The organism is Tepidibacillus sp. HK-1, assembly GCF_001748485.2.
Taxonomy (GTDB): domain Bacteria; phylum Bacillota; class Bacilli; order Tepidibacillales; family Tepidibacillaceae; genus Tepidibacillus_B; species Tepidibacillus_B infernus.
This window is the reverse complement of the sequence record NZ_BDGM02000007.1, coordinates 46,499-73,040: the sequence shown is the minus strand read 5'-3', so window position 1 is coordinate 73,040 and position 26,542 is coordinate 46,499. Positions and strand designations below refer to the sequence as shown.

At 35.0% G+C, this 26,542-nt stretch carries 26 protein-coding genes, 1 tRNA gene and 2 riboswitches; of the genes, 6 read left to right on the top strand and 21 right to left on the bottom strand.

Annotation, left to right across the window (positions count from 1 at the left end; translation table 11 throughout):
* Positions 1-4: 4 nt before the first annotated feature.
* The 4 genes from zwf to BEN26_RS05140 all read right to left on the bottom strand — a co-directional run bounded on the left by zwf (position 5) and on the right by BEN26_RS05140 (position 6,531).
* Positions 5-1,501: a glucose-6-phosphate dehydrogenase gene (gene zwf / locus BEN26_RS05155; RefSeq protein ID WP_069797620.1), complete on the bottom strand. Its 1,497-nt coding sequence runs from the start codon at positions 1,499-1,501 to the stop codon at positions 5-7.
* A 255-nt stretch (positions 1,502-1,756) separates the two neighbouring features.
* Positions 1,757-2,698, bottom strand: coding sequence for a pseudouridine-5'-phosphate glycosidase (locus BEN26_RS05150; RefSeq protein WP_304650433.1), 942 nt, complete (start codon positions 2,696-2,698; stop codon positions 1,757-1,759).
* Positions 2,698-3,804, bottom strand: a complete 1,107-nt coding sequence (locus tag BEN26_RS05145; protein WP_068723553.1) for a carbohydrate kinase — start codon at positions 3,802-3,804, stop codon at positions 2,698-2,700. The genes BEN26_RS05150 and BEN26_RS05145 overlap by 1 nt, the downstream gene beginning before the upstream one ends.
* Positions 3,805-3,996: 192 nt before the next feature.
* On the bottom strand, positions 3,997-6,531 hold the full coding sequence (locus BEN26_RS05140) for an adenosylcobalamin-dependent ribonucleoside-diphosphate reductase (protein WP_069797622.1): 2,535 nt from the start codon (positions 6,529-6,531) through the stop codon (positions 3,997-3,999).
* Between the two features lie 337 nt (positions 6,532-6,868).
* On the opposite strand from BEN26_RS05140, the gene dat reads away from it, so the two are divergent.
* On the top strand, positions 6,869-7,699 hold the full coding sequence (gene dat, locus BEN26_RS05135; protein WP_069797624.1) for a D-amino-acid transaminase: 831 nt from the start codon (positions 6,869-6,871) through the stop codon (positions 7,697-7,699).
* 68 nt (positions 7,700-7,767) lie between these two features.
* Here the strand turns inward: dat and gcvPB are convergent, their stop codons facing one another.
* The 4 genes from gcvPB to gcvT are packed head-to-tail and all read right to left on the bottom strand — an operon-like array spanning position 7,768 to position 12,098.
* The gene (gene gcvPB, locus BEN26_RS05130) at positions 7,768-9,222 is read right to left on the bottom strand and encodes an aminomethyl-transferring glycine dehydrogenase subunit GcvPB (RefSeq protein WP_069797626.1); all 1,455 of its coding nucleotides are present in this window, start codon (positions 9,220-9,222) and stop codon (positions 7,768-7,770) included.
* Complete coding sequence (gene gcvPA, locus BEN26_RS05125) at positions 9,219-10,565, bottom strand: aminomethyl-transferring glycine dehydrogenase subunit GcvPA (RefSeq protein ID WP_069797628.1); 1,347 nt, start codon at positions 10,563-10,565, stop codon at positions 9,219-9,221. Before gcvPA ends, gcvPB begins: the two co-directional genes overlap by 4 nt.
* 5 nt (positions 10,566-10,570) lie before the next feature.
* Positions 10,571-10,963 carry a glycine cleavage system protein GcvH gene (gene gcvH, locus BEN26_RS05120; RefSeq protein WP_068723543.1) on the bottom strand — a complete coding sequence of 131 codons (393 nt, stop codon included), beginning with the start codon at positions 10,961-10,963 and terminating at the stop codon, positions 10,571-10,573.
* Between the two features lie 34 nt (positions 10,964-10,997).
* Entirely contained in the window at positions 10,998-12,098 is a 1,101-nt protein-coding gene (gcvT, locus tag BEN26_RS05115) for a glycine cleavage system aminomethyltransferase GcvT (protein ID WP_068723541.1), read from the bottom strand.
* Positions 12,099-12,177: 79 nt separating this feature from the next.
* Positions 12,178-12,249: riboswitch (glycine riboswitch) on the bottom strand.
* A gap of 3 nt (positions 12,250-12,252) precedes the next feature.
* A riboswitch (glycine riboswitch) is annotated at positions 12,253-12,342 on the bottom strand.
* Positions 12,343-12,495: 153 nt separating this feature from the next.
* Between gcvT and BEN26_RS05110 the strand changes: the two genes are divergently transcribed.
* The 3 genes from BEN26_RS05110 to BEN26_RS05100 all read left to right on the top strand — a co-directional run bounded on the left by BEN26_RS05110 (position 12,496) and on the right by BEN26_RS05100 (position 16,085).
* A complete protein-coding gene (locus BEN26_RS05110) occupies positions 12,496-14,208 on the top strand; it encodes a DEAD/DEAH box helicase (RefSeq protein ID WP_084818697.1) in 1,713 nt (570 codons plus the stop codon).
* A gap of 3 nt (positions 14,209-14,211) precedes the next feature.
* Complete coding sequence (locus BEN26_RS05105; RefSeq protein WP_069797630.1) at positions 14,212-15,072, top strand: YqhG family protein; 861 nt, start codon at positions 14,212-14,214, stop codon at positions 15,070-15,072.
* A 164-nt stretch (positions 15,073-15,236) separates the two neighbouring features.
* Complete coding sequence (locus BEN26_RS05100) at positions 15,237-16,085, top strand: hypothetical protein (protein WP_069797632.1); 849 nt, start codon at positions 15,237-15,239, stop codon at positions 16,083-16,085.
* Positions 16,086-16,148: 63 nt separating this feature from the next.
* On the opposite strand, the gene BEN26_RS05095 is transcribed toward BEN26_RS05100, so the two are convergent.
* From BEN26_RS05095 to BEN26_RS05045, 11 genes are all read right to left on the bottom strand, one after another.
* Positions 16,149-16,379 carry a YkuS family protein gene (locus tag BEN26_RS05095; protein WP_069797634.1) on the bottom strand — a complete coding sequence of 77 codons (231 nt, stop codon included), beginning with the start codon at positions 16,377-16,379 and terminating at the stop codon, positions 16,149-16,151.
* Between the two features lie 46 nt (positions 16,380-16,425).
* Positions 16,426-16,611 carry a YqzE family protein gene (locus tag BEN26_RS05090; protein WP_068723531.1) on the bottom strand — a complete coding sequence of 62 codons (186 nt, stop codon included), beginning with the start codon at positions 16,609-16,611 and terminating at the stop codon, positions 16,426-16,428.
* Positions 16,612-16,683: 72 nt separating this feature from the next.
* On the bottom strand, positions 16,684-17,208 hold the full coding sequence (locus tag BEN26_RS05085) for a shikimate kinase (protein WP_068723528.1): 525 nt from the start codon (positions 17,206-17,208) through the stop codon (positions 16,684-16,686).
* A 60-nt stretch (positions 17,209-17,268) separates the two neighbouring features.
* Complete coding sequence (locus tag BEN26_RS05080; protein WP_069797636.1) at positions 17,269-17,664, bottom strand: hypothetical protein; 396 nt, start codon at positions 17,662-17,664, stop codon at positions 17,269-17,271.
* A complete protein-coding gene (locus BEN26_RS05075) occupies positions 17,661-18,188 on the bottom strand; it encodes a hypothetical protein (protein WP_069797638.1) in 528 nt (175 codons plus the stop codon). The genes BEN26_RS05080 and BEN26_RS05075 overlap by 4 nt, the downstream gene beginning before the upstream one ends.
* Positions 18,119-18,463 (bottom strand): hypothetical protein, encoded by a 345-nt coding sequence (locus BEN26_RS05070; protein WP_069797640.1) that lies wholly within the window; start codon positions 18,461-18,463, stop codon positions 18,119-18,121. Before BEN26_RS05070 ends, BEN26_RS05075 begins: the two co-directional genes overlap by 70 nt.
* Entirely contained in the window at positions 18,450-18,893 is a 444-nt protein-coding gene (locus BEN26_RS05065) for a hypothetical protein (RefSeq protein ID WP_068723520.1), read from the bottom strand. Before BEN26_RS05065 ends, BEN26_RS05070 begins: the two co-directional genes overlap by 14 nt.
* A 1-nt stretch (position 18,894) precedes the next feature.
* A complete protein-coding gene (locus BEN26_RS05060) occupies positions 18,895-19,263 on the bottom strand; it encodes a competence type IV pilus major pilin ComGC (protein WP_069797642.1) in 369 nt (122 codons plus the stop codon).
* A 25-nt stretch (positions 19,264-19,288) separates the two neighbouring features.
* Positions 19,289-20,326, bottom strand: a complete 1,038-nt coding sequence (locus tag BEN26_RS05055; protein ID WP_069797644.1) for a type II secretion system F family protein — start codon at positions 20,324-20,326, stop codon at positions 19,289-19,291.
* Entirely contained in the window at positions 20,319-21,389 is a 1,071-nt protein-coding gene (locus BEN26_RS05050) for a GspE/PulE family protein (RefSeq protein ID WP_255421860.1), read from the bottom strand. Before BEN26_RS05050 ends, BEN26_RS05055 begins: the two co-directional genes overlap by 8 nt.
* A gap of 175 nt (positions 21,390-21,564) precedes the next feature.
* Positions 21,565-23,445, bottom strand: a complete 1,881-nt coding sequence (locus tag BEN26_RS05045) for a monovalent cation:proton antiporter family protein (RefSeq protein ID WP_069797648.1) — start codon at positions 23,443-23,445, stop codon at positions 21,565-21,567.
* Positions 23,446-23,604: 159 nt separating this feature from the next.
* Here BEN26_RS05045 and BEN26_RS05040 point away from each other — a divergent pair.
* A tRNA-Gln gene (locus tag BEN26_RS05040) sits at positions 23,605-23,679 on the top strand.
* Positions 23,680-23,838: 159 nt separating this feature from the next.
* Positions 23,839-24,639, top strand: coding sequence for a metallophosphoesterase (locus tag BEN26_RS05035; RefSeq protein WP_069797649.1), 801 nt, complete (start codon positions 23,839-23,841; stop codon positions 24,637-24,639).
* Between the two features lie 71 nt (positions 24,640-24,710).
* Here BEN26_RS05035 and BEN26_RS05030 read toward each other — a convergent pair whose 3' ends face one another.
* Positions 24,711-25,859 (bottom strand): MGDG synthase family glycosyltransferase, encoded by a 1,149-nt coding sequence (locus BEN26_RS05030; RefSeq protein WP_069797651.1) that lies wholly within the window; start codon positions 25,857-25,859, stop codon positions 24,711-24,713.
* Entirely contained in the window at positions 25,856-26,443 is a 588-nt protein-coding gene (locus BEN26_RS05025; RefSeq protein WP_068723504.1) for a YkoP family protein, read from the bottom strand. The genes BEN26_RS05030 and BEN26_RS05025 overlap by 4 nt, the downstream gene beginning before the upstream one ends.
* Between the last annotated feature and the right edge of the window lie 99 nt (positions 26,444-26,542).

Genomic DNA, 26,542 nt, shown 5'->3' with positions numbered 1-26,542 from the left:
AACATTACACTCCTATATTCCACCATTTTCGTTGGTCTCTATGTAAAAGTTCATCTGCTTCCTTTGGACCCCAACTACCTGCTTCATAATTAGGTAATTCTATCTTTTGCGTTGTCCATGCTTCAGCAATCATATCAACAAGTTTCCAAGAATATTCTACTTCATCCCACCTTGTAAAAAGAGTTGAATCTCCCCTCATCACATCATAGAGCAATCTTTCGTATGCTTCAGGAGAGTTACTACCAATCTGGCAATTTTGGCAAAAATCCATTTTAACGGGGATAATCATATTCTTTGTACCCGGTTGCTTTGCATTAAATTGTAGAAAAACTCCTTCTTCGGGTTGAATACGAATAACCAATAGATTAGGCAATAGATTACCATATTCTTTAAAATATAAAATATGGTCTAACGGTTTAAATTGAACAACCACTTCTGTCGACTTGACCGGCATTCTCTTACCTGTTCTAATATAAAACGGAACTCCTGCCCACCTGAAGTTATTGATATTTACTTTTAATGCAACAAATGTCTCTGTTTCAGAGATTGGTGAAACTCTTTCTTCCTCGCGATAACGAACCACTTTTTTTTGTTGAACAATTCCCTCACCATATTGTCCCCGAACTACATTCTTTGCGATCAAATCAGGTGTAAATTCCTGAATAGAACGAAGAACTTTCACTTTCTCATCTCTGATTGTTTCAGTTTCAAGACTTATGGGTGGTTCCATTGCTGTTAATGTAAGGAGCTGCAGCATATGGTTTTGAACCATATCCCTTAATGCACCTGCTTTTTCATAATAGCCGCCTCTATTTTCCACTCCAACTATTTCACTTGAAGAGATTTGGATATGGTCAATGTATTTATTATTCCAAATCGGTTCAAATAAAGCATTAGCAAAACGAATAACCATGATATTTTGAAGCATTTCTTTGCCAAGATAATGATCAATCCGATAGGTATGTTCTTCTTTAAATACAGACGTTATTTTTTGGTTTAAATATTTTGCTGATTGCAAATCTCTTCCAAATGGTTTTTCAATCATCACTCTCTGCCATGAATCTTCATTGTTAGCCATGCCATGATCATGTAATTTTTCAACAATCAGGCCAAAATATTCAGGGGCAACAGCTAAATAATAAATCCGATTCCCCATGGTTTGATGTATTTGGTCAAGTTCTTCTAACCAACTTTTTAATAGGGGATATCCTTGGTCATCGGTAAAATCCATCTGTTGATAGTAAATCCGTTCACGTAATGTATTCCACTCAGATTCATCTAGTTGGAAACGAGAAAATTTTTTTATTGCTTCATATAGTTCGTTCCTATATTCCTCGGTCGTTTTATCACGTCTTCCGATCGTAACGACTGCAAAATGTTCTGGTAACATCTTTCCGTATTGCAAATGATATAAAGCTGGGATTAATTTCCGATAGGTTAGGTCCCCAGTACCACCGAATATGACAAAAATATTTGACAGATTTTCATTATTGTTATTCAACGGTATACCCTCCAAATTAATAATAAGCACCTTTCTTTACCAATAAAAAGAAAACTTCTTACTTATTTTTTAAACATATCCTATTTTATATACCAAACTAGCCATTTTTTCCATATAATAAGTGCAAAAGACCCAAAACGAAAAAGGAAACCATATTGCCCCCCTTGCATCGTTTTAGGTCTTACTGCTAAACAGCTACAATCCTTGGTTCTCATCCAACTAACATTTTAACAAACTAAAAACAAAAGTCAAATTTCAAGCTTTATTTAATTTTGCGTACTCAGTAGCGATAAGTGCTCCTACTTTTGCATTATGTTTTACCAATTCAATATTAGCTGTTAAGCTTTTACCCTCTGTGATTTCTTCTAATTTTGATAATAGGAATGGTGTAATTTCTTTACCAATAATCTTATTTTCTACACTTTCCTTTAAAGCATCCCTTATTTTTTGGTTAATATAGTTTTCATCTAGTGCATGTTCGGCAGGGATGGGATTAGCGATCACAATACCACCATCTAAACCCATATTCCATTTTATGTTCATGATGTTTGCCATTTCCTCCGCACTTTCTACCTGATAATCTACATTAAACCCACTATCACGGGTATAAAATGCAGGAAATTGCTTTGTTTGATATCCTAAAACAGGAACCCCTTGGGTCTCTAAATATTCTAAAGTTAAGCCAATATCAAGAATCGATTTTGCCCCTGCACAAACAACTGCTACATTGGTTTTGGCTAGTTCTTGCAGATCTGCAGAGATATCCATCGTCTCAGTTGCACCACGATGAACTCCGCCAATTCCTCCTGTGACAAAAACTTTAATTCCTGCCATCCTAGCCACCAACATCGTACCTGCTACTGTAGTCGCGCCAGATAATTTTTTAGCAAGGATGACTGGCAAATCACGCCTACTCGCTTTCACTACATATTTTTCTTTTGCTAAATCCTTAATTTCTTTTTCCGTTAACCCAACTTTGGTCACTCCATTGATAATTGCGATCGTTGCAGGAATTACACCTTGCTCTCGAATTATCCGTTCTACTTCTAAGGCTGTCTCTACATTAGCTGGATAAGGCATTCCATGCGTAATAATAGTTGATTCTAATGCCACAACTGGTCTTCCCGAAGCTAATGCATCCTTCACTTCCTCTTTGATGTGTATTTGTTTCTTTAAAAAATCAATTTTAGTCTCCACTAGAAAATCTCCTTTTTTAACTGTTCTAAAATGTGTATGTTTAAATCATGGACAACGGTTTCTTCCCGTTTAAGAGTGATTGCTGCCATAGTATGGCCATATTTACATGCCTCGATAAGCTCTTTATCATTTACTAAACCATAGATAATCCCGGAAACAAAAGCATCGCCAGCTCCTGTCGTATCTTTCACATCAACCTTAGGACTAGGAAGGAACTCCTGAATTTCAGGTGTGGCCACAAATACCCCTTCAGCACCTAAAGTAATTACGACTTGCTTTACTCCTTGAGAAAAAAACTCGTATACTACTCGGTTAAGATCCGTTTTACTTTTTATTGTAATGCCAGTTAGAATTTCTGCTTCTTCCTTATTTGGAGTAATTAAATCTAAGTCCTCTAAATATCCTTTTAATTTTTCGGCTTTCTTAGCAGATACTGGGTCGATAACGATCATCGTTTCCTTGTCTTTGAGCCAATGAATAAGAGGTACTAATGTAGACTGAGGAAGATTCGTATCTAGAAATACGATCTTTGCTGTAATCAATTTTGGATAAAGGTTTTGTAGAAACAGTTCGTCCATTCTCTCCATAATTTGCATATCCGAGATGGAACCAACTTGTTCCCTATTTTCATCCAGAATGGATAGGTATTTCCCTGTTCTCTCATTAGCTAATCGTTCAATATATTGAATGTTGACACCCGCTTTTTGTGTTACATCCAATAGCCAATCCCCTTCTTCATCACGTCCAACAACGGTAAAAAGAAATGTAGACAACTGAAGCTTTGCAAGATTCTCTGCTACATTCCTTGCAACACCACCTGCTGTACGATAGACTTTTCCCGGATTACTACTTCCTTGTCTGAATGACCCATCAGCAATTCCTTTAATATCCACATTTGCCCCACCAATTACAGCAATTTCATTCATTCTCTCATTAAGAATATATCCCCTTTGCAAGATTCCTTTTTTGCTCAACCTTGCAAGATGGCCTGCAACAGAAGATCTTGCTAGTCCAAGTTGATTTGCAATTTCCTCTTGCTCTATAAAGGGATTTTTACGCAGAATTTCAATAATTTCTTTTTCCTTTGAAGTTAGTTGATTGATCATCACATCACCAAACTTAAGTTTTATGATATAACTTTTGTTTTATCTTAGCATAAAATACCTTTATGATGCAACAATTTTCGATTCAAATATTATAATTGGTATCATTAAAGTACAAAACGAGCTTGATTATTTACAAGCTCGTTTCTTTCTGTGATTTTTTTTGTGAATTCTCCTGCAAAAGAAGATGTTCTATTATGAACAACGGGTATATCCACAAGTAATACAATGCTTACAGCCTTCTTCGTTGACTAAAGATGCTGATCCACAAGTTGGGCATAAATCTAATCCATCAGGCACTGCATCATCAGTAAAATCATGGTCATGATCAAACGAACCAATTCCTTCATGATCAAGATGTCTATTTAAGACTTGTTGCTCTGATGAAGCAGCTATAGAATCGTCGGATTCTTCTCCATCAATATGCATCTCTAACGCTTTTGCTACTGCATCAGCAATTGATTCAACTCGATTTGGTCCAAATCCAACTGCCCCTGAACCACCAATGCCTTTTAGATGTTTGATCAATAAACGTGCCTTATTACCATCTGGAATTTCCCCGAAGCGTAAAAATAGTGTTGACACTCTTCCCAAAGCTTCAGACATGGCGAAGACATCACTACCTGCTTTTCCTACATTAACAATCACTTCAAAAGGTTTACCTTCCACATCATTGATGGTGATATAGGCTTTACCTAACGGCGTATTCATTTTATAGGTTGCACCTGTTAATTTTTTTGGTCTACGACGATATTCTTTTTCAGGTTTATGATCTAATTGTTGTTCAACTTCTAGTTTTACTGCATCTTTTTCTTCCTTTTTCTCAGTTGAAAGTACTTGCACATCACGGCTTCCATCACGATAGATGGTTACTCCTTTACAACCTAATTCAAAGGCATATTCATAAAGTTTCTTAGTATCCTCCACCGTAAAATCTGCTGGTGCATTTGCGGTTTTACTAATGGAAGAATCTACCCATTTTTGAATAACAGCTTGTACACGGATATGGTCTTCAGCAGAAAGTTCCATTGCACTTACAAAATAGTCAGGAAGATCTTCACCAGGATGCTGGTCTAACCATTCTTTTGCAATCGGTACATATTGCTTGTCCAAACCTAATCGACTTTGACGAACATATTCAAAAGCAAAGAAGGGTTCAATCCCAGTAGATGTTCCAACCATGGTACCTGTACTACCTGTAGGTGCTTGAGTAAGAACAGTAACGTTTCTCATCCCTTTTTCTAGGATCGCATCTTTAACTTCGTCATCAAATTGTTGGACAAAAAGACTTTGTAGGAATTTTTCTTTATCAAACATTGGGAATGATCCCTTTTCCGCCGCAATTTCCGCTGAAGCTAGATAGGCTCGTTTTGCAATAAAGTTGTATAGTTTATCTAAGAATGCTAAGGATTCTTCACTACCATAACGAATCTTTAATTTGATGAGCATTTCAGCTAAGCCCATACTACCTAATCCAACACGACGTTCATTTAACTGATTTTTTTTATTTTCTTCAAAATGGTAAGGTGTAGCATCAATTACGTTATCTAAGAAACGGACAGAGATTTCAACAGTTTCTCCGAGAGCATCCCAATCCACTTCTCCATCTTTTACAAATTTGGCTAAATTGATCGAAGATAGATTACATACACCCCAAGCTGGTAAACCTTGTTCCGCACAAGGATTCGTACTAATGATTGGATTAAAATACCAACTATTAGACATTTGATTATAGTACTCCATAAAAACAATACCAGGTTCTGCCGATCGCCAAGCAGACTCAATAATGGTATGCCAGATTTCTCTAGCCTTTAATGTTTTATATACTTTCACGGATTTACCGAGTTCTTTCCATTTTTGGAGATTACCATCCCAAACTTCATCATATTCAGGATCACTTGTATCAGGGAAAACTAATTCCCAATCTAAATCTTCTTTTACTGCCTTCATAAAATCGTTACTTACAGCTACAGAAAGGTTAGCATTTGTGATTAGATCCATTTCTTGTTTTACGGTAATAAATTCTAATAGATCAGGATGCCAATCATTTAACATGAGCATTAAAGCTCCACGACGCGAGCCACCTTGTTCAATTAAACCAGTAGTATAGCTAAACAATCCACCCCAGGAAACAGCTCCACTGGATGAACCATTCACCCCTTTTACAACTGCTCGACGTGGTCTTAAAGAAGATAGGTTAATACCAACTCCACCACCTCGTGACATAATTTCTGTCATCTGGCTTAGCGTTTCCATAATTCCACCACGACTATCCTTGGGTGAAGGAATAACATAACAGTTGAATAAAGTTAATTCATCACTCGCTCCAGCCCCTGCAGCGATCCTGCCACCGGGAACTAATTTCCAATCATCTAATACATGGCGAAACTTTTCTGTCCATTCTTGTTGTTTTTTAGGTTTTTCAACAGAAGCAATCGCTTTTGCTAAACGGTCCCACATTTTTTCAGGTGTTAACTCCAATGGTTTTGTAATTTTGCTTTGTTCGGTTTCTATAACTTGTCCACTTCTTAAACCAACCGTAATCGTCAAACCATCAATCGAAAGGACTTCACCTACTTCTTTTTGTGGGAACTTTGGATCATCTTTTGTTAAAACTAATACAGTATCCCCTACATTTACTTGTTGATCAGTGACGTCCTTTAATGCATAGCGATCCAGGAAGATTTTTTCGCTTAATCCTTCTAAGCGTATTTTCTTATCATTTTCCATTGATTGTTTCACTCTCCATCTTTCCTAATATTTCTCCTTATACATCTCATTATGTATGATCTCTTTGCTGAAATATCAATATATATGAGGTTTTTTCATTATACAACACTATATCTAGTATTTCTAGGAATCAAAAGTCCTAAAAAGTAAGAATATCAAATGAATAACATGGCCTAATTTTAATTTGCTTCCTTATTCTTAGGTATTAAAAAAATCTAAAAAAATCAATAAATACTAAATCCCATTCTTCTGAGTTCATGTTACAATAAGAGTATTAACAACTTGAAGCTCCATCTTAGTTATAGAAAAATACACTTTTAGAATTGGAGTGACTTCAATGATTCTTATGAATGATCAATTTATTACAAGAGGGGAGGCTCACATCGATATAGAGGATCGTGGGTATCAATTTGGGGATGGAATTTATGAAGTGGTTCGAGTTTATGATGGCAAACCATTTCGTTTTGATGATCATTTAATTCGATTTGAAAGAAGCGCAAAAGAATTAAGTCTTTCTTTACCACTCTCTTCAGAAGAAATTAAGTTAAAGATAACACAATTAATTGAAATGAACAACCTTCAAAACGGTATTGTTTATTTTCAGACAACTAGAGGTGTAGCGCCTAGAAATCATGCATTTCCTACTGATTCGACATCGGTACTAACTGCATATACAAAAGAATTGAATAGACCTTACGAAAAATTGCAAAAAGGGATTAAAATTGTCACAATTGAAGACATTCGTTGGCTACGTTGTGATATAAAAAGTCTTAACCTATTAGGTAACATTATGGCAAAACAATATGCCGTTGATCATCAGGCCTATGAAGCAGTTCAAATTAGGGATAACATTGTGACTGAAGGAAGTTCATCTAATTTCTTTATCGTAAAGGACGGTAAAATCCTCACACATCCGGCTAATAACTTTATTCTAAACGGAATTACAAGATTAGTGATTGAAAAAATTGCTGATAAAATTGGTATCCCCTTTGTAGAAAAAGAATTTAATCTCAAACAAGTCTACCAAGCTGATGAGGCCTTTGTAAGTAGTACAACAATGGAAATCATGCCAATTAACCAGATCAACGATAAAACGATCACCAATTCTCCAGGATCTATTACTAAAGCATTACAAGAAGAATTTGAAAAATTAATCAAGTTGAATTGACAGAGTGACATACAAATAAACAAAGGACCCTGTATCTTACAAGGCCCTTTGTTTTTTTCGATTATTTTTTATTTTGTATATCTTAAGATTGGGTTTCTAGCAGCTGTGACTTCATCTAAACGGCCAACAACCGTCGTATGAGGTGCTTCTAATACCTTTTCTGGGTCTACTTCTGCTTCTTTTGCGATTTGGATGAGTACGTCGATAAAAGAATCTAATGTCTCTTTACTTTCGGTCTCCGTTGGTTCAATCATTAAACATTCTTCCACGATAAGTGGGAAATAGATGGTTGGTGGATGAAAACCAAAATCTAATAATCGTTTTGCAATATCTAGTGTACGAACACCTAGTTTCTTTTGCTTCTTACCAGACAATACAAACTCATGCTTACAATGTTGTGAGAATGGTACATCATAATAATCCTGTAATCTTCGAAGCATATAGTTTGCATTTAATACTGCGTTCTCTGCTACTGCTTTAAGTCCATCTGGTCCCATTGTACGGATATAGGTATACGCCCTAACTAGAATTCCAAAATTACCATAATATGATTTCACGCGACCAATAGATTGAGGAATATTATAATCTAAGTAATATCGATCCCCATCCCTTGCAACCATCGGTTTTGGTAAGAATGGTTCTAATATCTTTTTAACTCCTACTGGTCCAGCACCAGGGCCACCACCACCATGGGGAGTTGAGAAAGTTTTATGAAGATTCAAATGTACAACATCAAATCCCATATCCCCTGGACGTGTGATGCCTAAGATCGCATTCGCATTAGCTCCATCATAATAAAGCAATCCACCTGCTTCATGTACAATTCTAGCAATTTCCACAATATCTTTTTCAAATAAGCCAAGGGTGTTTGGGTTTGTAAGCATTAACGCCGCAGTCTCATTACCAACAGCTTGTTTCAAAGCTTCTACGTCTACATTACCAAATTGATTAGATTTTACAGTAACGATTTCAAATCCTGCTACTGTTGCAGATGCTGGATTCGTTCCATGAGCAGAGTCAGGAACTATCACTTTATTCCGTTGATGATCACCACGGTTTTCATGGTAGGCACGGATCAGCATAAGTCCTGTCCATTCACCATGAGCCCCTGCTGCAGGTTGTAATGTCACCTTATCCATTCCTGTAATTTCCTGAAGTTCCTCTTGTAGGTTGTACATCAGTTCTAAAGCACCTTGAACGGTTTCCTCCGCTTGATAAGGATGAATCTGGCTAAATCCAGCATATCTTGCAACATCTTCATTTACTTTAGGATTATATTTCATCGTACAAGACCCTAGAGGATAGAAACCAGAATCAACTCCATGATTTCGCTGAGATAATTCTGTATAATGGCGCATTAAATCCAATTCTGACAATTCCGGGAATTCTGGTGGATTCTCACGGATCACTTCTTTTGGAAGTAATTCATCAATTGGAATCTCTGGTATATCTAATTCAGGCAAGCTATAAGCAACTCTACCTGGTTTGCTCAATTCAAATATGAGGGCTTTTTCTTTTCTCATAATAATCCCTCCAATCTTGCTGCGAATTGATCAATTTGTTCTTTTGTTTTGACCTCAGTTACAGCAACAAGCATGATACCTTCTAATTCGGGATAGTCTTTACTTACATCATAACCGCCTATGAAATGATCTTGTAATAAGGCCTTATTGATTTCAGAAACAGGTTTAGGTAGTTTAATTGCAAATTCATTAAAGAAAGGAAGGTGAAATGCAGGCTCTACTCCATTGATAGAAGTTAGTACTTTATATGCATAATGAGCTTTTTGAAGATTTTGTTTTGCCACTTCTTGAATTCCTTGTTTTCCCATGGTATTCATATATACAGCAGAAGCTAGTGCCATTAATGCTTGATTTGAACAAATATTCGAGGTTGCTTTTTCCCGTCTAATATGTTGTTCACGTGCCTGCAGGGTAAGAACAAAACCTCTATTCCCTTCATCATCAACCGTCTGGCCAACGATTCTTCCAGGCATCTTTCGAATTAACTTTGAATTTGTTGCAAAGAATCCAACATGCGGTCCGCCAAAGGAGGCTGGAATTCCCATTGGCTGGTTATCACCAACAACTACATCTGCTTTATATTCTCCTGGAGATTTTAAGATAGGTAATGCCATTGGATTGGCACTTACAATGAAAAGTGCTTGGTTTTCATGAGCAACTTTTTCAATGGTTTTAAGATCCTCGATAAGGCCGAAAAAGTTCGGGTATTGAACAATCACCGCTGCAGTATCATGATCGATTCTACTCTTTAACTCAGCTAAATCTGTAACCCCATCTTTTATGTTTACTTCGACCACATCTAAATTATGACCTTTGGCACTCGTTTTTAAAACGGTTCTTGCTTCTGGATGGACAGCGCGAGATACAATAATTTTTTGACGACGGGTAGAGCCTGCAGCCATTGCTGCAGCCTCTGCTAAAGATGTAGCCCCGTCATACATTGAAGAGTTCGCTGCTTCCATCCCTGTTAACTCCGCTATCAATGTTTGAAACTCAAAAATCCCTTGTAATTCCCCTTGGCTAATTTCTGGCTGGTAAGGAGTATATGCTGTATAAAATTCTGAACGAGAAATAACGTGATTCACTACACTTGGAATAAAATGATGATAGACTCCCGCACCTAAGAAACTCGGGTAATCATTCATTGTAATGTTTTTATGCGCTAATTTAGACATCAAATGAGTTACATCTTGTTCAGATAAAGCTTTTGGGATATTTAGTTCCCCTTCAAAACGGACAGTTTGTGGGATATCGGCAAATAAATCCTCTACCGATTCAACCCCAATGGCTGCCAACATCTCTCTTTGATCTTCGACAGTGTTTGGGATATATCGGAATTTCATTTAAATTATTCCTCCTCTTTAATAAAGGCCTCATATTCCTCCGCAGACAACAATTGATCTAATTCGGATGGATTACTAAGTTCAATCACAACCATCCATCCTTTTCCATATGGATCTTCGTTAATCACTTCAGGTGCATCTTCTAAGTCCTCATTTACTTCAACAACTTTACCAGAAACTGGTGTGTATACATCAGAAACAGCTTTTACTGATTCAACAGAACCCATGGTTTCGTTTGCTGATACATCGCTACCTTCTTCTGGAACTTCAACGAAAACAATATCACCTAAAGAGTGTTGAGCATAATCAGTGATGCCCACTCTTACTTTGTTTTCGCCTAGCACTTCAACCCATTCATGTTCCTTGCTGTACTTAAGGTTTTGTTTTAATTCACTCATCAAAAATACCTCCCACATCAATTAAATGATTTTTTTACTTGCTCCTTTTATAAAAAGGAGTTTTAACAATTTTAGCCTTTAACTTTTTGTTTCTAATCTCCACAAATACCTCATTACCAATATCTGCATGCTCTTTCTTAATCAAAGCAAGTCCGATATTTTTTTGTAAGGTAGGAGATTGAGTTCCGGTCGTGACTTCACCGATCACTTCATCGCCAACATAAACTAAGTAGTGAGAACGGGGAATTCCACGGTCGATCATTTCGATTCCGACTAATTTTCTTTGTGCCCCATGCTCTTTCTGTTCTGCTAAGATAGCTTTTCCAATAAAGTCACCCTTATCCAATTTTACAAAAAAACCTAACCCTGCTTCAATAGGAGATATGTCTTTTGAAAGTTCTTGCCCATAGAGAGGTAGCTTTGCTTCAAAACGCAGCGTATCTCTAGCACCTAACCCACAAGGTAATACTCCCTCATCTTTACCAACTTCTAATATTTTCTCCCATAACTTGGGGGCATCTGCATTGGATAAATAGATTTCAAAACCATCTTCACCTGTATATCCTGTTCGGGAAACCATGGCTCTTATCCCCTCAATATTAGCCTCGGGAACGAAATAGAAAGGTTCAATCGAAGATAAATCAGTATCCGCCATTTTCTGTAAGACTTTCTCGGCCAATGGTCCTTGAAGGGCTAATTGAGATACTTGATCGGAAATATTTTTAATATGTACATCTCCCTCTAAATGGGATTGAAACCATTCGAAATCTTTCTCGATGTTAGCAGCATTGATAACAATTAGATAATGATCTTCAACATATCTGTATACTAATAGATCATCAACCGTTCCACCATCTGGATAACACATCGGACTATATAAAGCCTTACCATCTACTAATTTTGACGCATCATTAGTAATTATTTTTTGGATATAATTTAGTGCATCTTTCCCCTTAACTTCAACTTCACCCATATGGGATACATCAAATAATCCTGCTCTTTCTCTTACTGCCTGATGTTCATCACTAATCCTAGAAAATTGGACAGGTAGTTCCCATCCTCCAAAATCAACTAATTTAGCACCATATTTTTCGTATAGTGGATAGAGCGGTGTTCTTTTTAAACCCTCTACCATAACATCACCTCCTAAATGGATTATAACAAAATTTTTCCTTTCCATAAAAAAAAGACAGAGCGATAGATAGTTCAATCTACTCTGTCCTTTGTGCCTGAGAGTTACCTAAAAAAAGTTGCTCCTTTGGCGGCTCATAGAGCACTCTCCAGAGATGCGTCCAATAGAAGTACTTTTGCCTGAGAGATTCACCTCTTTGGCTTGCTCCTTCGGCGCTACATTTCGTAGTCTCTCCTTCTATCTTCATTCGCCCATATTTCATTTTAATCTTAGAAATATTATATCAATTAAAACTCTTACAGAATAGCATTTTATTTCATAATCCAACTTTTTCTTCATAAAAGAGAAGAATTCGTTTCATACTAAGGATTACACGAATATTTCAAAAGGAGTTTAGCCCATGAGTATGATGCAAGAAAAAATATACTCCATTGATCAAGGAAATATTACAATTCCAATTCATTTTGAACAACAATGGGTTTATGATCTGCAACAATCATTTAAACAAGACGGACCATGGGATCTATGGGAGGCTTTTCAACTTGCCTATCAAGCGGAAGAAGTGATGCAAATCAAAGATTTTAATGAACTACAATGTTTGGCTCATCTTCCATACTTAACTCCTTTTCCCCACCAAATTGAAACCGCAAAAAAAGTATTAAATGAAATGCATGGCAGAGCCATCCTTGCAGATGAAGTAGGTTTAGGAAAAACAATAGAAGCAGGACTAATTATGAAGGAGTATTTAATCAGAGGCCTGGCAAAGAAAATTCTTATTCTGGTCCCAGCTTCCCTTGTTTTGCAATGGACAAGAGAATTAAATCATAAATTAGGAATTCCAGCTGTGGCACAAAAGAAAGAATGGATGTGGGACAAGTACGATATTATTGTGGCCTCCATGGATACGGCAAAGCGTCCACCCCATGTCGACTATGTTCTAAATCAACATTATGATATGTTAGTAGTTGACGAAGCACATAAACTAAAAAACAAAAATACAAAGAACTGGGAGTTTATCAATAAAATTAAAAAGAAATTTATTCTATTACTAACAGCAACCCCTATTCAAAATGATATGACCGAATTATATAATCTAGTCACCCTTTTAAAACCGGGTCAGCTAGGAAGATACTATCATTTTCAAAAAGAACATATGAAGGACAAAAGAAACCCTAAAAATAAAGAGATCTTACGACAAGAAATTGAAAAGGTAATGATTCGCAATAAACGCTCTGATGAAAAGATAGAAATTGAATTTCCTCAAAGAATCGTAAAAACGATACCGATTGAACTAACTGCACCTGAACGAGAACTATATGATGAAATCTCCAGCTTTGTAAGAGGATATTACCGCCAGTTAAAAGGTGATATTCAGAATATGCTATCTCTAATTACACTACAAAGAGAAATATGTAGTAGTCGTGACGCAGCCTTTATTACTCTTGTTAATATGTTTAAAAAATCAGGTGGTAATGAAGAAATGAAAAATGAAATCCTGCGGTTGGTGCAGATCGCCAAAAAGGTAGAAACTCAATCAAAAGCAGATAAAATTATTTCTTTAATCAAAGAAATCAATGATAAAGTAATTATCTTTACAGAGTACAGAGCAACACAAGAATTTCTTATTACTAAACTTAAAGAACAAGGAATTACTTCTGTTCCCTACCGTGGAGGGTTTAATCGAGGGAAAAAAGATTGGATGATGGATCTATTTCAACGAAAAGCTCAAGTGATGGTAGCAACAGAGGCTGGAGGAGAAGGAATCAACCTTCAATTTTGTAATCAAATTATTAATTACGACATGCCTTGGAATCCGATGAAAGTGGAACAAAGAATTGGGCGTGTACATCGTCTTGGCCAAACAAGAAACGTGTATATTTATAATCTTTCTACAAATCAAACGATCGAAGAACATATTCTTTATCTTCTTCATGAAAAAATTAATATGTTTGAAAATGTCATCGGTTCACTTGATGTGATCTTAGAAAAATTAAAATTAATTGACCTTGAAAATAACATCATGAAAATGATGATCGGTGCAAAGGATAACGAAGACTTTAAAGAAAAATTGTCACAGATCGGCAATCATATTGTTAATGGGGTGAACGGATAGATCATGGATCAAAAATGGGTTAGAGAGTATGTAGAGCAATACCTGCAGCTTTTTCAATGCCATATTATTGAAAGAGAACCTTCACACACTACAGCCAAACTTTCTGTTCCTGTAGACAAAGATCTAACCAACCGTCCATATTATTGGACTTTTGTAGAAAGAATGGGTGTTGAGCCTGAAACAATGACGATGACTTTTATTTTCGATCCTGAGCATTCTTCACAAGGGATCCGTGGGGAAGAGATTCGATTTGGCTCTAATCGACTCCAACAAATTTTTCATTCCACAAAAAAACGAGGAAAAATGGTTCGTCTCTATCAACAACAGCTTGATTCCATAAAAACATTCAATACTTTGAGTCCCTGGCTTGGGGTTAATTATAAAATCGAATTTATTAGCGATAAGAAAAAAGATAAATTGGTTTCAGTGGGGATAAATTTATCTAATGGAAAGATGAAGGAAAATTTTATTCAGACTTTACAAAAAATCAATCTCAGCCCCATGTTACCTGCTAACGTTTCTACTGTACCCACTTTCATTACCTTTAGAGAAGCAGCCTTACAATTAGAGGAATGGATTTTACATGAAATCAAAAAGGAAAATTTTAAGTGGGCAGAGGCTGCACAGCAGCGATTAGAAGAAGAGATTGAACAAATAGAATCCTATTATCTGATTCATGAAGATCCAGAAAAAGAATTTAATCCTGAACAACAGGAAGAAAAGTCACAAAAACTTGTCGAAAAGGAAAGAAGATTGAATGAAGTAAAATGGCAGTATTCACCAAGAATTGAAGTAAAGCCAATTAATTATGGGGTTTTTTATTTGAGTGAGCAAGTACCAGAAAATGTCGAATATATTCATTAAATGTTTCATAATCATAAAGAGAAAGATTCCTTATGCGAACTTTCTCTATTTTTCTTGTTCCCTCGATAAAACTTTCTAAAAAAATCGCAATCAGTAGCGACAGATTCTAACAGACATCGCAAAAAATTCAGAATAAAATGGAACCATATAGAAGAGGTGATAAAATGTATCGGATGATTGGTTTAAAAAGGAAATTATCTTTCTTATTTCTTATCTTTTTCTTTATTCTGCTACTACAACAAGTTGGATACTCTGAAACAAAGGAAATCAATTTAGAAAAACAAATAGAAACATGGCTTCAGCAACTTACCAAGACTTCCCCCTATCAAGAAAGGTTGGATTTGCTAAATCTAAAACAAATAGTGATAAAGCCTATGAATGAAGATGTTCAAATCATTACTTTCTCTACCGATGAGCAGCAACAAGGTTATATCGTTGTAACCAAAGATGATAACAAAATGAAGGTGGTTGAATATGGGTTGGGTTCAATACTCCCATATCAAAAACAAGTGATCGCGGATGAAGGTATAAAAGAAATGATCCCTAAAGAATTTACCTATCATTCACCTTTTGAAAACTATTGGTTTTTTGATACAAAGAATGAAAACATATATATAGAGGGTTCCACGGGAGAATGGCTCCCTGATCTAAGTGCCTACCAACCTGAATATAGGCAAACCAATGGACTAGATTTAAAGGAAAAATTAACAGATTCTTTATTTAATGATAAACTTATTTTTAACCCATATGAAGACTTAACTTGGTTATTGAATAATGAAAACAACCTATCAATAACAAAAAATCAACTCATTCTTTCACTTAAACAAAAGCAAGAAGTGCTTTTTGTAGGGTCAAAATATGATCGACAAGTACAATTTGCTTTTCCAGTCATTGGTTATCAATCATGGGATGATCAAAACTATATCACACTTTATGATGAGACACTTGATCTGATTCGTTATGTTCCATTTAAAGATGCTCAAGCCTTTGGCACATTTTATCTACATCCTTAATAAATTCCTAATATGAAAAAAGAGCGATGGATAGATCCATTGCTCTTATCACTTTATTGAAGATTATTGACGATTGATCGCTTGATAAACTTCCTCTGGGGTTAGTCCCCTTGCATTGATTACTGGTACTTTAGATGTGATATCTTCCATTCCCATTACATCTTTATCTTGACCTGAAATAATCACTGCATCCACTTGCCCTGTTTGCTGATTTAAATCCGTAACCTCAACACCTTGGCTTATTAAATAATTCTTTAAGTAATTTAACGATTGTTCCATTGCAACCCGTGGCATAGGTACACCCCCTCTCTAAAATTAATATGAGCGAGAAGGGGGTTCCCTATACCTGCTTATGCTTTTTTGAGCTTTTCATCACCATTTTTAAGGAAAAAGGAATAAGTCCAAACCAGTGAGAAGAAAAAGATTCAGTTTGTTTTTTTGCTGTTTCTTTTGACTTTTGTTTGGGATTGTCAATCCGTTCAACCAATTGAATGGTTAAGTACTTCACAAAATCATTAGATTTCATCCATTGTTCCCCCTTTCATTATCAGTATCAACAAAATATTTAAAAAATATCCTAAGGGGAACAAATTACAACTTATTTAAGATTTAACATTTGCAGTATTTCCTCAATCATTTGATTGATTGATTTTTGATCTGTATCAATTGAGAAATTGGCCACTTGCTCATATAAAGCATGTCTTTCATTCATCATGTCTAAGATATTCCTTTTTACGTCAGTTCCATTTTTTAATAGAGGGCGATCTCCATTATTAGATATCCGTTTATAAATTTCATCAACAGAGGCCTGTAACCAGATCACCATCTGTTCCTTCATTGCAGAACGGTTTTTTTCTGATAAAACTATTCCGCCACCTGTTGAGATCACTGAAAATGGTTTTTGGCCGAGGGTTTTAAGGAATACTTGGGATTCAATTTTTCTAAAGTAATGCTCACCTTTTTTTGCAAAAATGGTAGGTATATCCGATTTTTCTTTTTGCACAATGAGATCATCAGTATCAATATATGATATTCCCATATGGTTTGCTAAGGCTTGTCCGAGCGTCGTTTTCCCAACCCCCATAAATCCAATCAAAACAAGATGCTCTTTTAATAAATCCATCAAAAAGAACCTTCTTCCATTTATATTAGTAATTACCTATATTAGCTACTGCGCCCTATCCTAAAAACTTTCTTCCCAATATTGTATCGTGTAGGTATCTGTATTGACATCAACTTTTAATTCCTTTTGTGTTAATGCTGGTATTTGAATATTCAAGTTTACTGTTAATGGATCAGAGCTTACTTCTGGGGTAAATTGTATAACATAAGTATTTCCATTGTAAACATAGGTCCTATTTCCTAGGAAATCAGGTTCTTGTTGTATATCATGAAGTGCCAAAGCGATACCAGACTCTAATAAGTAATCTGTGTTAGCTTCTTGTTCCATCTTTTGTAGATTCTCTTTCCATATGATCAGATTATTTATGATGGGAAATAACGAAAATAGTAATAAAGTAAATGCAACTAAAATAGCTAAAAGAACAGAACCTTTTTCATTTCCAACAGCCATTTTCACTGCCCTACCCTTCTTAGGATAACCTCATCAAATGAAAAGATGCTATTTCCTTCCTTTAATTGACCAAACAGACGAATTCCTTTATGGTTAGGTAATACTTCAAAACGGATCTGGTCAACATATTCAAAAACAACAACTGACCCTTCAAATGGACCAATTCCTTTTCTAATCGATCGAATTACTTTATCCCCTGCTGTCCGAAAAACTTGAGTATCTTCTCCGTGTTGTATATAAAAAGGAAACAAGCCTCCACCATAGATATCTTCACTTTTTAAGACCTCAGATCTTAAATATTGATATCCTATTTGATAAGAATGTTGTAAGATCATTGTATTTCGTTGCTCATTCTTTTCATTTATAGTCATTAAAAGAAGGCTAGCCAAAAACAGTAACATAAAGGATAAAAAGGAAATGGAGATCAATAATTCGAGATAGGTAAATCCTTTTATATTTCTTAGGTAGGCGAATAAATCAGTTTTCTTAAAACTACCTGCCTTTGTTTGCCCAATCCTAACTCTTCCCATTTCACTGTCACCTTTAATTCTAGAATATTTTCCAAATAAGAACTGACTTTTACTTCAACCAAATAAGAGTCGATTTGTTTTGTACTTGAAACTAGTGTTAATTGGGTTTCTTCCATTTCTTTTCTAGCCAGTATGATAGCTTGATCATACATTTTCCGTTGTTCTTTCTCTTTAACCACTTGCGAATAGATGGGAATGTAGCTCATTAAAATGACACTAAATATAAAAATGGATACTAACGTTTCAATCAGAATAGCCCCTTTATGATTCCACATGGATCTGCCCCGTTAATAGCTGAATAACGATCTTCTTCGTTATTTTAGCGTTTTTAACAGTAATCGTACCACTTTGTTGAGCGAGTTGACCAAAACCATTAAACATAATACGGTGGTTTAACAAATTTTCCGTTACCTTAATACTTGAATCATAATACACCTTTTTTAAAGATCCATTGCCATTACGTATCTCATATGAATAAAATGCAGGTTTAAATAATATTTCCACCCATTGATCTGAATCAACCGCTTCTTGTTGAGCCCAATAGTAATCCGCGGTAAATTGTTCAATCCAATTTTCTATTTCAAAATGAGAGGACAAGGATTGAAAAGATGGAATCGTTAGTGAGAAAAGCAAACTCACGATAAACAAAGTCATCAATAATTCAAAATAAACAAATCCTTTTTCAGAGATAAATTTCTTCTCCATCTTATTCCTCGCCAATATTGTGTTCCGGAATTGAACACCTGATTTTTAATCTCTCTTGTCCACTTATGGCATCAATTACTAATTCATAGGAATATGTCCCATCAGCTGAACAGATTGGGATTTGATCTAATAATTGCTCTTTATATAATTCATTTAAGAAACCATCTTGATTAGGATATTGATGATGTTCTAAGTAATAATTTTCCATTTGCACATAGATCAATTTTTGATTAGCTTGACATGCTTTCGCTTGTGCTTTTTCCCCAGAGGCTTTTAAATTAGGCATTGAAATAGCCAAAATAACGCCAATAATAAAGATTGATATTAAAAGCTCAATTAAAGTAAAACCTTTCTCATTTTTAAATCTCATCGCATTATCCCCCCATTTCTAATTTTTATAAAGAATCCATTAAATAAAAAAGCGGTGAAAATAAGGTATAAATGATTAGAAAGACAAACGCCCCCGAAACCATGAGAAGAATTGGTTCAAGCCATTTTAACTTTTGGTTAAGTTCATGTTCAATTTGATTTTGTAATTGGGTAGAAATATATTGTAAACCTGTGTCTAAAGATCCTGTCTCTTCATAAAACTTAAGATTTTCAGCAAAAGAAGGCAAAAAAATAAGCTCTTGCTTCATTGAATCACTTACTGAATTTCCTTGTAACATCAACTCTTTCATTCTGAAACTAGTTTCTTTAATTAAAGGGTCATCATATTCAAGCAATAGCTCAATCCCTTTTAAAAAAGAAACACCACTATTTAAAAAGGTTCCTAGATGAAAGCTAAACAAATAAGTATATTTTTGTAAAAGAACTCTTCTTGAAAAGGGTAGTTTCAATAACAACAAAATCAAATTCTTCCGAAATCGATTCTTTTGTCTTAGATAGAAAAACAATCCCAGTAAAACAGCAAACAATAATAAAATCCACCATAGATTGTTTTGAAAAAAATAATAGCTAGAGATGAGTTTTCTGGTTGAGGAAGGTATTTCTGCTTGTATCATTCGGTATAACTGAAGAAATTGAGGAATTAAGACAGTTGCTAAAAATATAAAGAGCAATTGAATCATTACTAATATAAATAGTGGATATGCAATTACCGACTTGATCGTTTGTTTTAACTGATTTTTTTGACGATAATACCATTCCATTTGTTCAAATGCCTTTATTAATTCCCCTTGTTCCTCCCCTAAACGAATAATCGATAAATAACTTTTTGGAAACTTGATTTGTTCCAAAGACCTACTAATCGATTCCCCTTGTTCTATCAAGTAGATGATTTGCTTTATGTCTGGCCTTAATTTTTTTGGTAACGTTTCTTTTATAAACTTTAGACCGTACAGTATAGGTATCCCATTTTGGAGTTGAATTTTAACCATTCGGCTAAATTCAGCAAAATCATGATCTCTCCACTTTATAAGCCATCTATTCATAATCCGTCACCATTACGCGATGAAATTCTTCCATTGTTGTTTTTCCAAGTTGTACTTGCTCTAGTACTTCATCTTGTAATCTTTTTAAATTCATTTCCTTCATTTTATCCCTTATTTGATGTACAGAAGCACGTTGCAAAATAAGGTCATGAATCGAATCGTCAATTGGAAGCATTTCAAAAACTGCAAACCTCCCTTGATAACCATCGCCACCACAAATCAAACATTCTGGGTTTTGACCATTGCAAGAACACCTTTTCCTAACCAGTCGTTGTGCAAGAATAAGTCGAATCGATGAGGCAATTAAATAAGGTTCTATTCCCATGTCTAATAGCCTTGTAATTGCACTTGCCGTATCGTATGTATGTAAAGAAGACAAAATCAAATGACCTGTTAATGCTGATTGAATCGCAATATTTGCAGTTTCATGATCTCTAATTTCGCCAATCATGATTACATTTGGATCTTGTCTAAGAATTGCACGTAAACCTTTTCCGAAATTTAAGCCAATTTGACTATTAACTTGAACCTGGTTAATTCCATCTATCTTGTATTCAACTGGGTCTTCTAAGGTAGTAATGTTGCGGTGGGTTTGGTTAAGGAATTGAAGTGCAGTATATAATGTGGTTGTCTTACCAGAACTAGTTGGCCCTGTAAGTAAAATTAATCCTGTTGTTTGTTTTAATGATTTTTGAAATTGTACTTTGACTAGGGGATGCATGCCTAATTCATCAATATCTTTATATTTTGGTTCTTTTTTTAAAATTCTTATGGCCATCTTTTCCCCGTAAACAGTTGGAAGAGTAGAAATTCTTAGATCGATTGCTGGTGTTCGGTCATTTATACTGATTGCCCCATCTTGAGGTAACCGCCTCTCTCCAATTTTTAAATCAGCTAAAACTTTCATTCTCGAAAGAATCAATGTATGCTGTGAAATAGGTATTTTTTCATAGGTCTTTAGAAAACCATCTACCCTGTAGCGAATCACCGCATGATGCTCAAAGGGTTCAAAATGTAAATCACTCGCATCTTGCAAAAGGCAATGCTCTAATAACTGATCAATATATTGTGGGATATCTATTTGTCGTCACCTTCTTTTCTAATATGTAAATGATTTGAATATTTTTTCTATTCTACATATCATGACATGAACCCTCCTATTTCAACAAAAAAATTAATTTTTTTATTACTTACGAGGCTCTAAAGAATAAAAAGAAGAAAGGGCTTATTTATAGCCCTTATAGTGTTGAGGCGTGACGTTTAAATTCCTGAACGGCATCTGTGGTTCCTAAAACAAGGAGGATATCACCAAACTGAAATTCTGAATCCCCATGCGGTAAAAGAGTTTCTCCATTACGATAAATAGAAGAGATCAGTACATCCCTAGCCAATTTAAGGTAGCGCAAACTAATTCCTATTAGTCGAGGGTTAGTGATTTCCACTTCTTCCATGTGTAGATCTCTTCGATCCTCTAAAATATCTGCAGCTAAAGGGTGTTTAATCATATTCATTAACAGACTTACTGTAGATAGTTTAGGGTTGATAATTCTAATATTACGATTGGATTTTGCTTTATCAATCAATATTGGATCACTGAGTAAAACAACTAAGTGGTTTAGTCGATATTGATTGGCCATCTTCTCGGCAATTTGAAAATTAATTTGATCATTCCCAGTTGCAATAATCATTGATTTTGATTTTTCTATTTCTAATTCATCTAATAGGGAAAGATCCATCGCATCTCCAAAAACTCCCTCAACGCCAATTCTAGTTACTTCATCAATTTTTTTGCGATCAGAATCAATAATTAAGGTTCGCATCCCTGATTTTAATAAATTTTTCGCTAGAAGTATGGCATTTTTTGTTGCTCCAATAATCAATACATGCTCATCTTCTTTTTCTTCTAAAGATGGTGGAAAAAGCTTACCAAATAAGATCGGGGAGGTAATGCTCGTTAAAATAGCTACCAACACGATTGTTGCATTTACTTCAGGAGAAATTGCCCCAACTTGAAGCCCAATAGCGGCTGCTGCTATCGTTACACTCATTTGTGTAGTTAAGAGGATACTTCCAGCAATTGTTTTCTTCCAAGGAAAAAATAGTCTTAAAAGCAATGCAGGTGTTCCTTTTACAAGATAGGTTAAAATAAATAAAATGGGTACAAATAATAGAGCTTTTGGATTATGAATGAGTATATTCAGATCAAAAGTTACACCAACCAATATAAAAAACATGGGAATGAGAAAACCAAAACCTATGGCATCTAATTTATGATAAATTTCTTCCCTTCTGTTTTGACTAATTAGTGATACGACCACACCTGCTAAAAAAGCGCCTAGAATCATTTCAACACCGATCGATTCAGCAAGTACGAGAAAAATGAGCATCAATGCAAAGGAACCACGTATCCCGATTTGTGCAGTACCATGTGCTAAGTCTTCAAACAATTTATTTCCTTCAAATTTTTTACTAATCCAATAGAAAACAAAAACGAGCAATAATAATCCAAAGACCAAAAGAATTTCTGGGCGAAATCCACCTTTGAAAAGGGATACGGCCACTGAGATGAGTAACATGGTTACAAAATCAGCCATCACGGCATTTGTAATGATATATTGACCAAATGGTGTTCCCGATATTTTCTTTTCCTTAAGGATAGGAACAACAACACCTAATGAGGTTGTCCCGATAATTAAAGACATCAGTAAAGGATCTTTTACAAATTGAATCTTCATCATAACGAACGAAACGAAATAAGCGAATATTAACGTTATGAATAAAATAATTGTTGAAAATAGTACAGGATTTTTTAAATAGTGCTGCCATGATTTCCTGGTATTTTCACTTTCTCGGTTTGTTTTATCAAATAAAATATTAAAGTCTATTTCTAACCCTGAAGTAAACATCAAATAAGCTAGGCCGAAGAACATGATAAAATTTAACCAATCATCCATGGCCACTAAGTTAAAACCGCTTTTGCCAATTAAAATCCCTGCTAAAATTTCGCCTACTACAATAGGGATATGAATTCTTTTTAACTTGGTTATAACGATTGGAACAATAAACGAAAGAACCGTTACGATCAATAATGAAGTAAACGAAAAACTGGTATCTTCCACAACGTGCACCTCCATATTCCTATGTTTCCCAGAATCCAAAAAAATAAGATATCGACTATTCTATTAGAAAAACAACAAGTTATCTACAGTAAAAGTTTAATCTTTAAAATCTTGAATATTTTTTCGACGTTCTACAAAACATAATGATTGTCAAGTTGATGGGCTGTAGCCAAGCGGTAAGGCAACGGACTTTGACTCCGTCATTCGTAGGTTCAAATCCTGCCAGCCCAGCCAATTTTAAAAAATTTACAATTTGAAATCATGACATGTACGCTTTCTAGCTGCATGTTTTTTTGTTTTTCTCATTTGTTTTCCAATATTTAAGCATATACATTCATCCATATTGCCTTTAATATTGATAGTGTATCTCAATTGATAGAAAAGGTGACAAAAATGATATGGTTTATTCTGATTGCAACTTTGATTTTACTCTATTACCATGCACACAAAAATACCTATCATCCCGAATTTAGAGAAGTTCATTTAAATATAAATCATAAAGATTTAAAACCGCTTCATATCTTGCATCTTTCCGATCTTCATATGGAGAATATCTCTATTACACCAGAGCAATTATCTCAGCAATTAAAGGGTCAAAAAATTGATATCATTGCGCTGACAGGTGATTATCTAGAAAGAATCAAAAATATCGATAAATTTTTAGACTATCTAAAGGTATTACATCATCTAAAACCAAAATACGGAATTTATATGGTCTTTGGAAATCACGATTATTTGTTACGAGAAAAAATAAATATTTTTCAAGAAGCGATTGAAAAAACGGGAGCAGTTGTTTTAAGAAATAAAAATAGGACCATCCAAATTGGCAACCAAACCATCAATATCATTGGTATTGATGACTTTAGTACAAAACGAAGTGATTTAAAAAGATCGTTTGACGGAATAAAAAGTGGAATCAATCTAGTATTAACTCATGATCCAAACGTTGTGTTACACATGGCTGATTACTCTTTTGATTATTTATTATCAGGACATTTTCATGGTGGCCAAATTCATTGGCCAAAACCCTACCACTTAGTAAAGATGGGTAAACTTGCCCGCCAAAATATAATTAAAGGACTTCATTTTCATCAAGAACGAGCATTCTATATTAGCGAGGGTTTAGGACAAACAGGGATAAATATTCGTTTACGATCCAAACCAGAAATTACTCTTCATACTTTATCTTCTTAAAAACCACAAACGTGGCGTTTTTCCTTTGAAGCTTTAAGAAATAGGCTGTTTACTGTAAAAAAGTGAACAGCCTATTTTTGTATCATTTTTTGCATATTTTCATCACTTACTTCATTTTTTAAAAATAAGGAGGAGATGAACAAAGCAGAAGATGGTTTGGCAATATGAGCTTGATGATTTTTAAGTTTTGTTAACAGATTGGGATGATGGTAAAGGTATTTAATCCAATAGGGAATATATTCAATATGGTTGATTCGAATGGCTGAATGATTTTTAACAAGGAAATTAGCGTTGTGTTCTTCTTGTCCAGGAATCGGTTTATAGATGAGTATAGGAATGGGTACAGTTAACGCTTCAGATACCGTCATCCCTCCAGGTTTGGTAATTAGTACATCGTTGTTCTTCATGATCAGATAAACTTCTTCAGTATATTGCAGCAACTGGATTGGATAATTTAAGGTGCTTTTCATTTTAGTGATATCATCAAATAAATGCTGGTTTGTTCCAGTAATAATTGTAACAGATATCGGTATTTCTTTTATTTGGTTTAGTGCACCAATAATCTCCTTTATTCCCCCAAACCCTAATCCTCCTCCCATAACGAGTATCCGAAAGTAATCATTCTCTCCTTCTTCACTGTACATTTTATTTACTTGTAAACGCTGTTGGGATTTAGCAAAAATCGGGTCTATCGGGATACCAGTAACATATATTTTTTCCGGATCAATCTGATAGTTAGTGATTAGTTTTTCTTTTAAACTTTCATGACCGACACAATAATAATCAATATTTGAATGAATCCAAAAGCTATTAAGATGATAATCTGTAAAAACCGCTCCTAATAGAAAATGATGCTTTTCTTTTATTTTGGATAATGCACCAAGGCCACTAGCATGAGTTGCAATAACCACTTGTGGGACTTCATCTAAAATAAACTTCTCTAATTTCCATCTTATTAGATCAGCTAGTAATTCTTTGAATAGGAATGATAAACGTGTTTCTTTTTTATATATCCAACCCCATAATTGGGGCCTTTTTGTAATCATGCTTAAATAGATGGCTTGTACTATTCTTTCAATGCGTTTACTTACAATGGATAAAATATTTACGATTTTTACCTCATGGGTTGGATATTGATCTTTTATTGACTTAGCAATGGACTCTGCCGCCTTATAGTGTCCTCTGCCAGCGATGACTTCTGTAACAATTAAAACTTTCACATTAGCTCCTCCATTTGCTGTGAAGCTGTTCCATATTGATTAAGTAAATGGTTTTTGGATATGTATACCCTTTTAAGTACAAGCTCTTCTGGTTTCCTTTTTAATCGTTTGATCCCGTTTGGGTGGATTAGAAATAAAATCAATTTTAAATATTGATTTTTAATACGGAATCTTAATAAATCTGGAACTGGGTGTACATCAAAACCAAGTCGATTTACACCTCGATGTAAAAAAGTTGTGCCTATCACTGCTTTAACAGCATTCCCCTTTGGATGATGTTCAATATAAGTTGCAAGGGTGGGTAAAGAATCTTTTACGATTCTAAATGTGATTAAACCAAGCCTTGCCTCATTGTTGATACCCTGTAAACGATTTGCTAACCCCCAATTATGGATATGTAATTTGACAATAGGGTCGCCTTTAGAAATATGTGTTCCATCCCTTGTTACTAAATCTGGGCCATGATATTTACAAAAAACAACTCGGAAAATATTTCCGTTTTCCTTATCCACATACTCTAATCTTGTCATATGCTGGTATATAAAATCAAACGCTCTCCATGCTTGTAATAATCCAGCATTCACATTATTTTCCCCTTTCTAGAAAGATTTTCAGCATATTTATAGTTCCCAAATTCTGTATAACCCATACAAAAAAACAGTATCAAAATCGATACTGTTTTT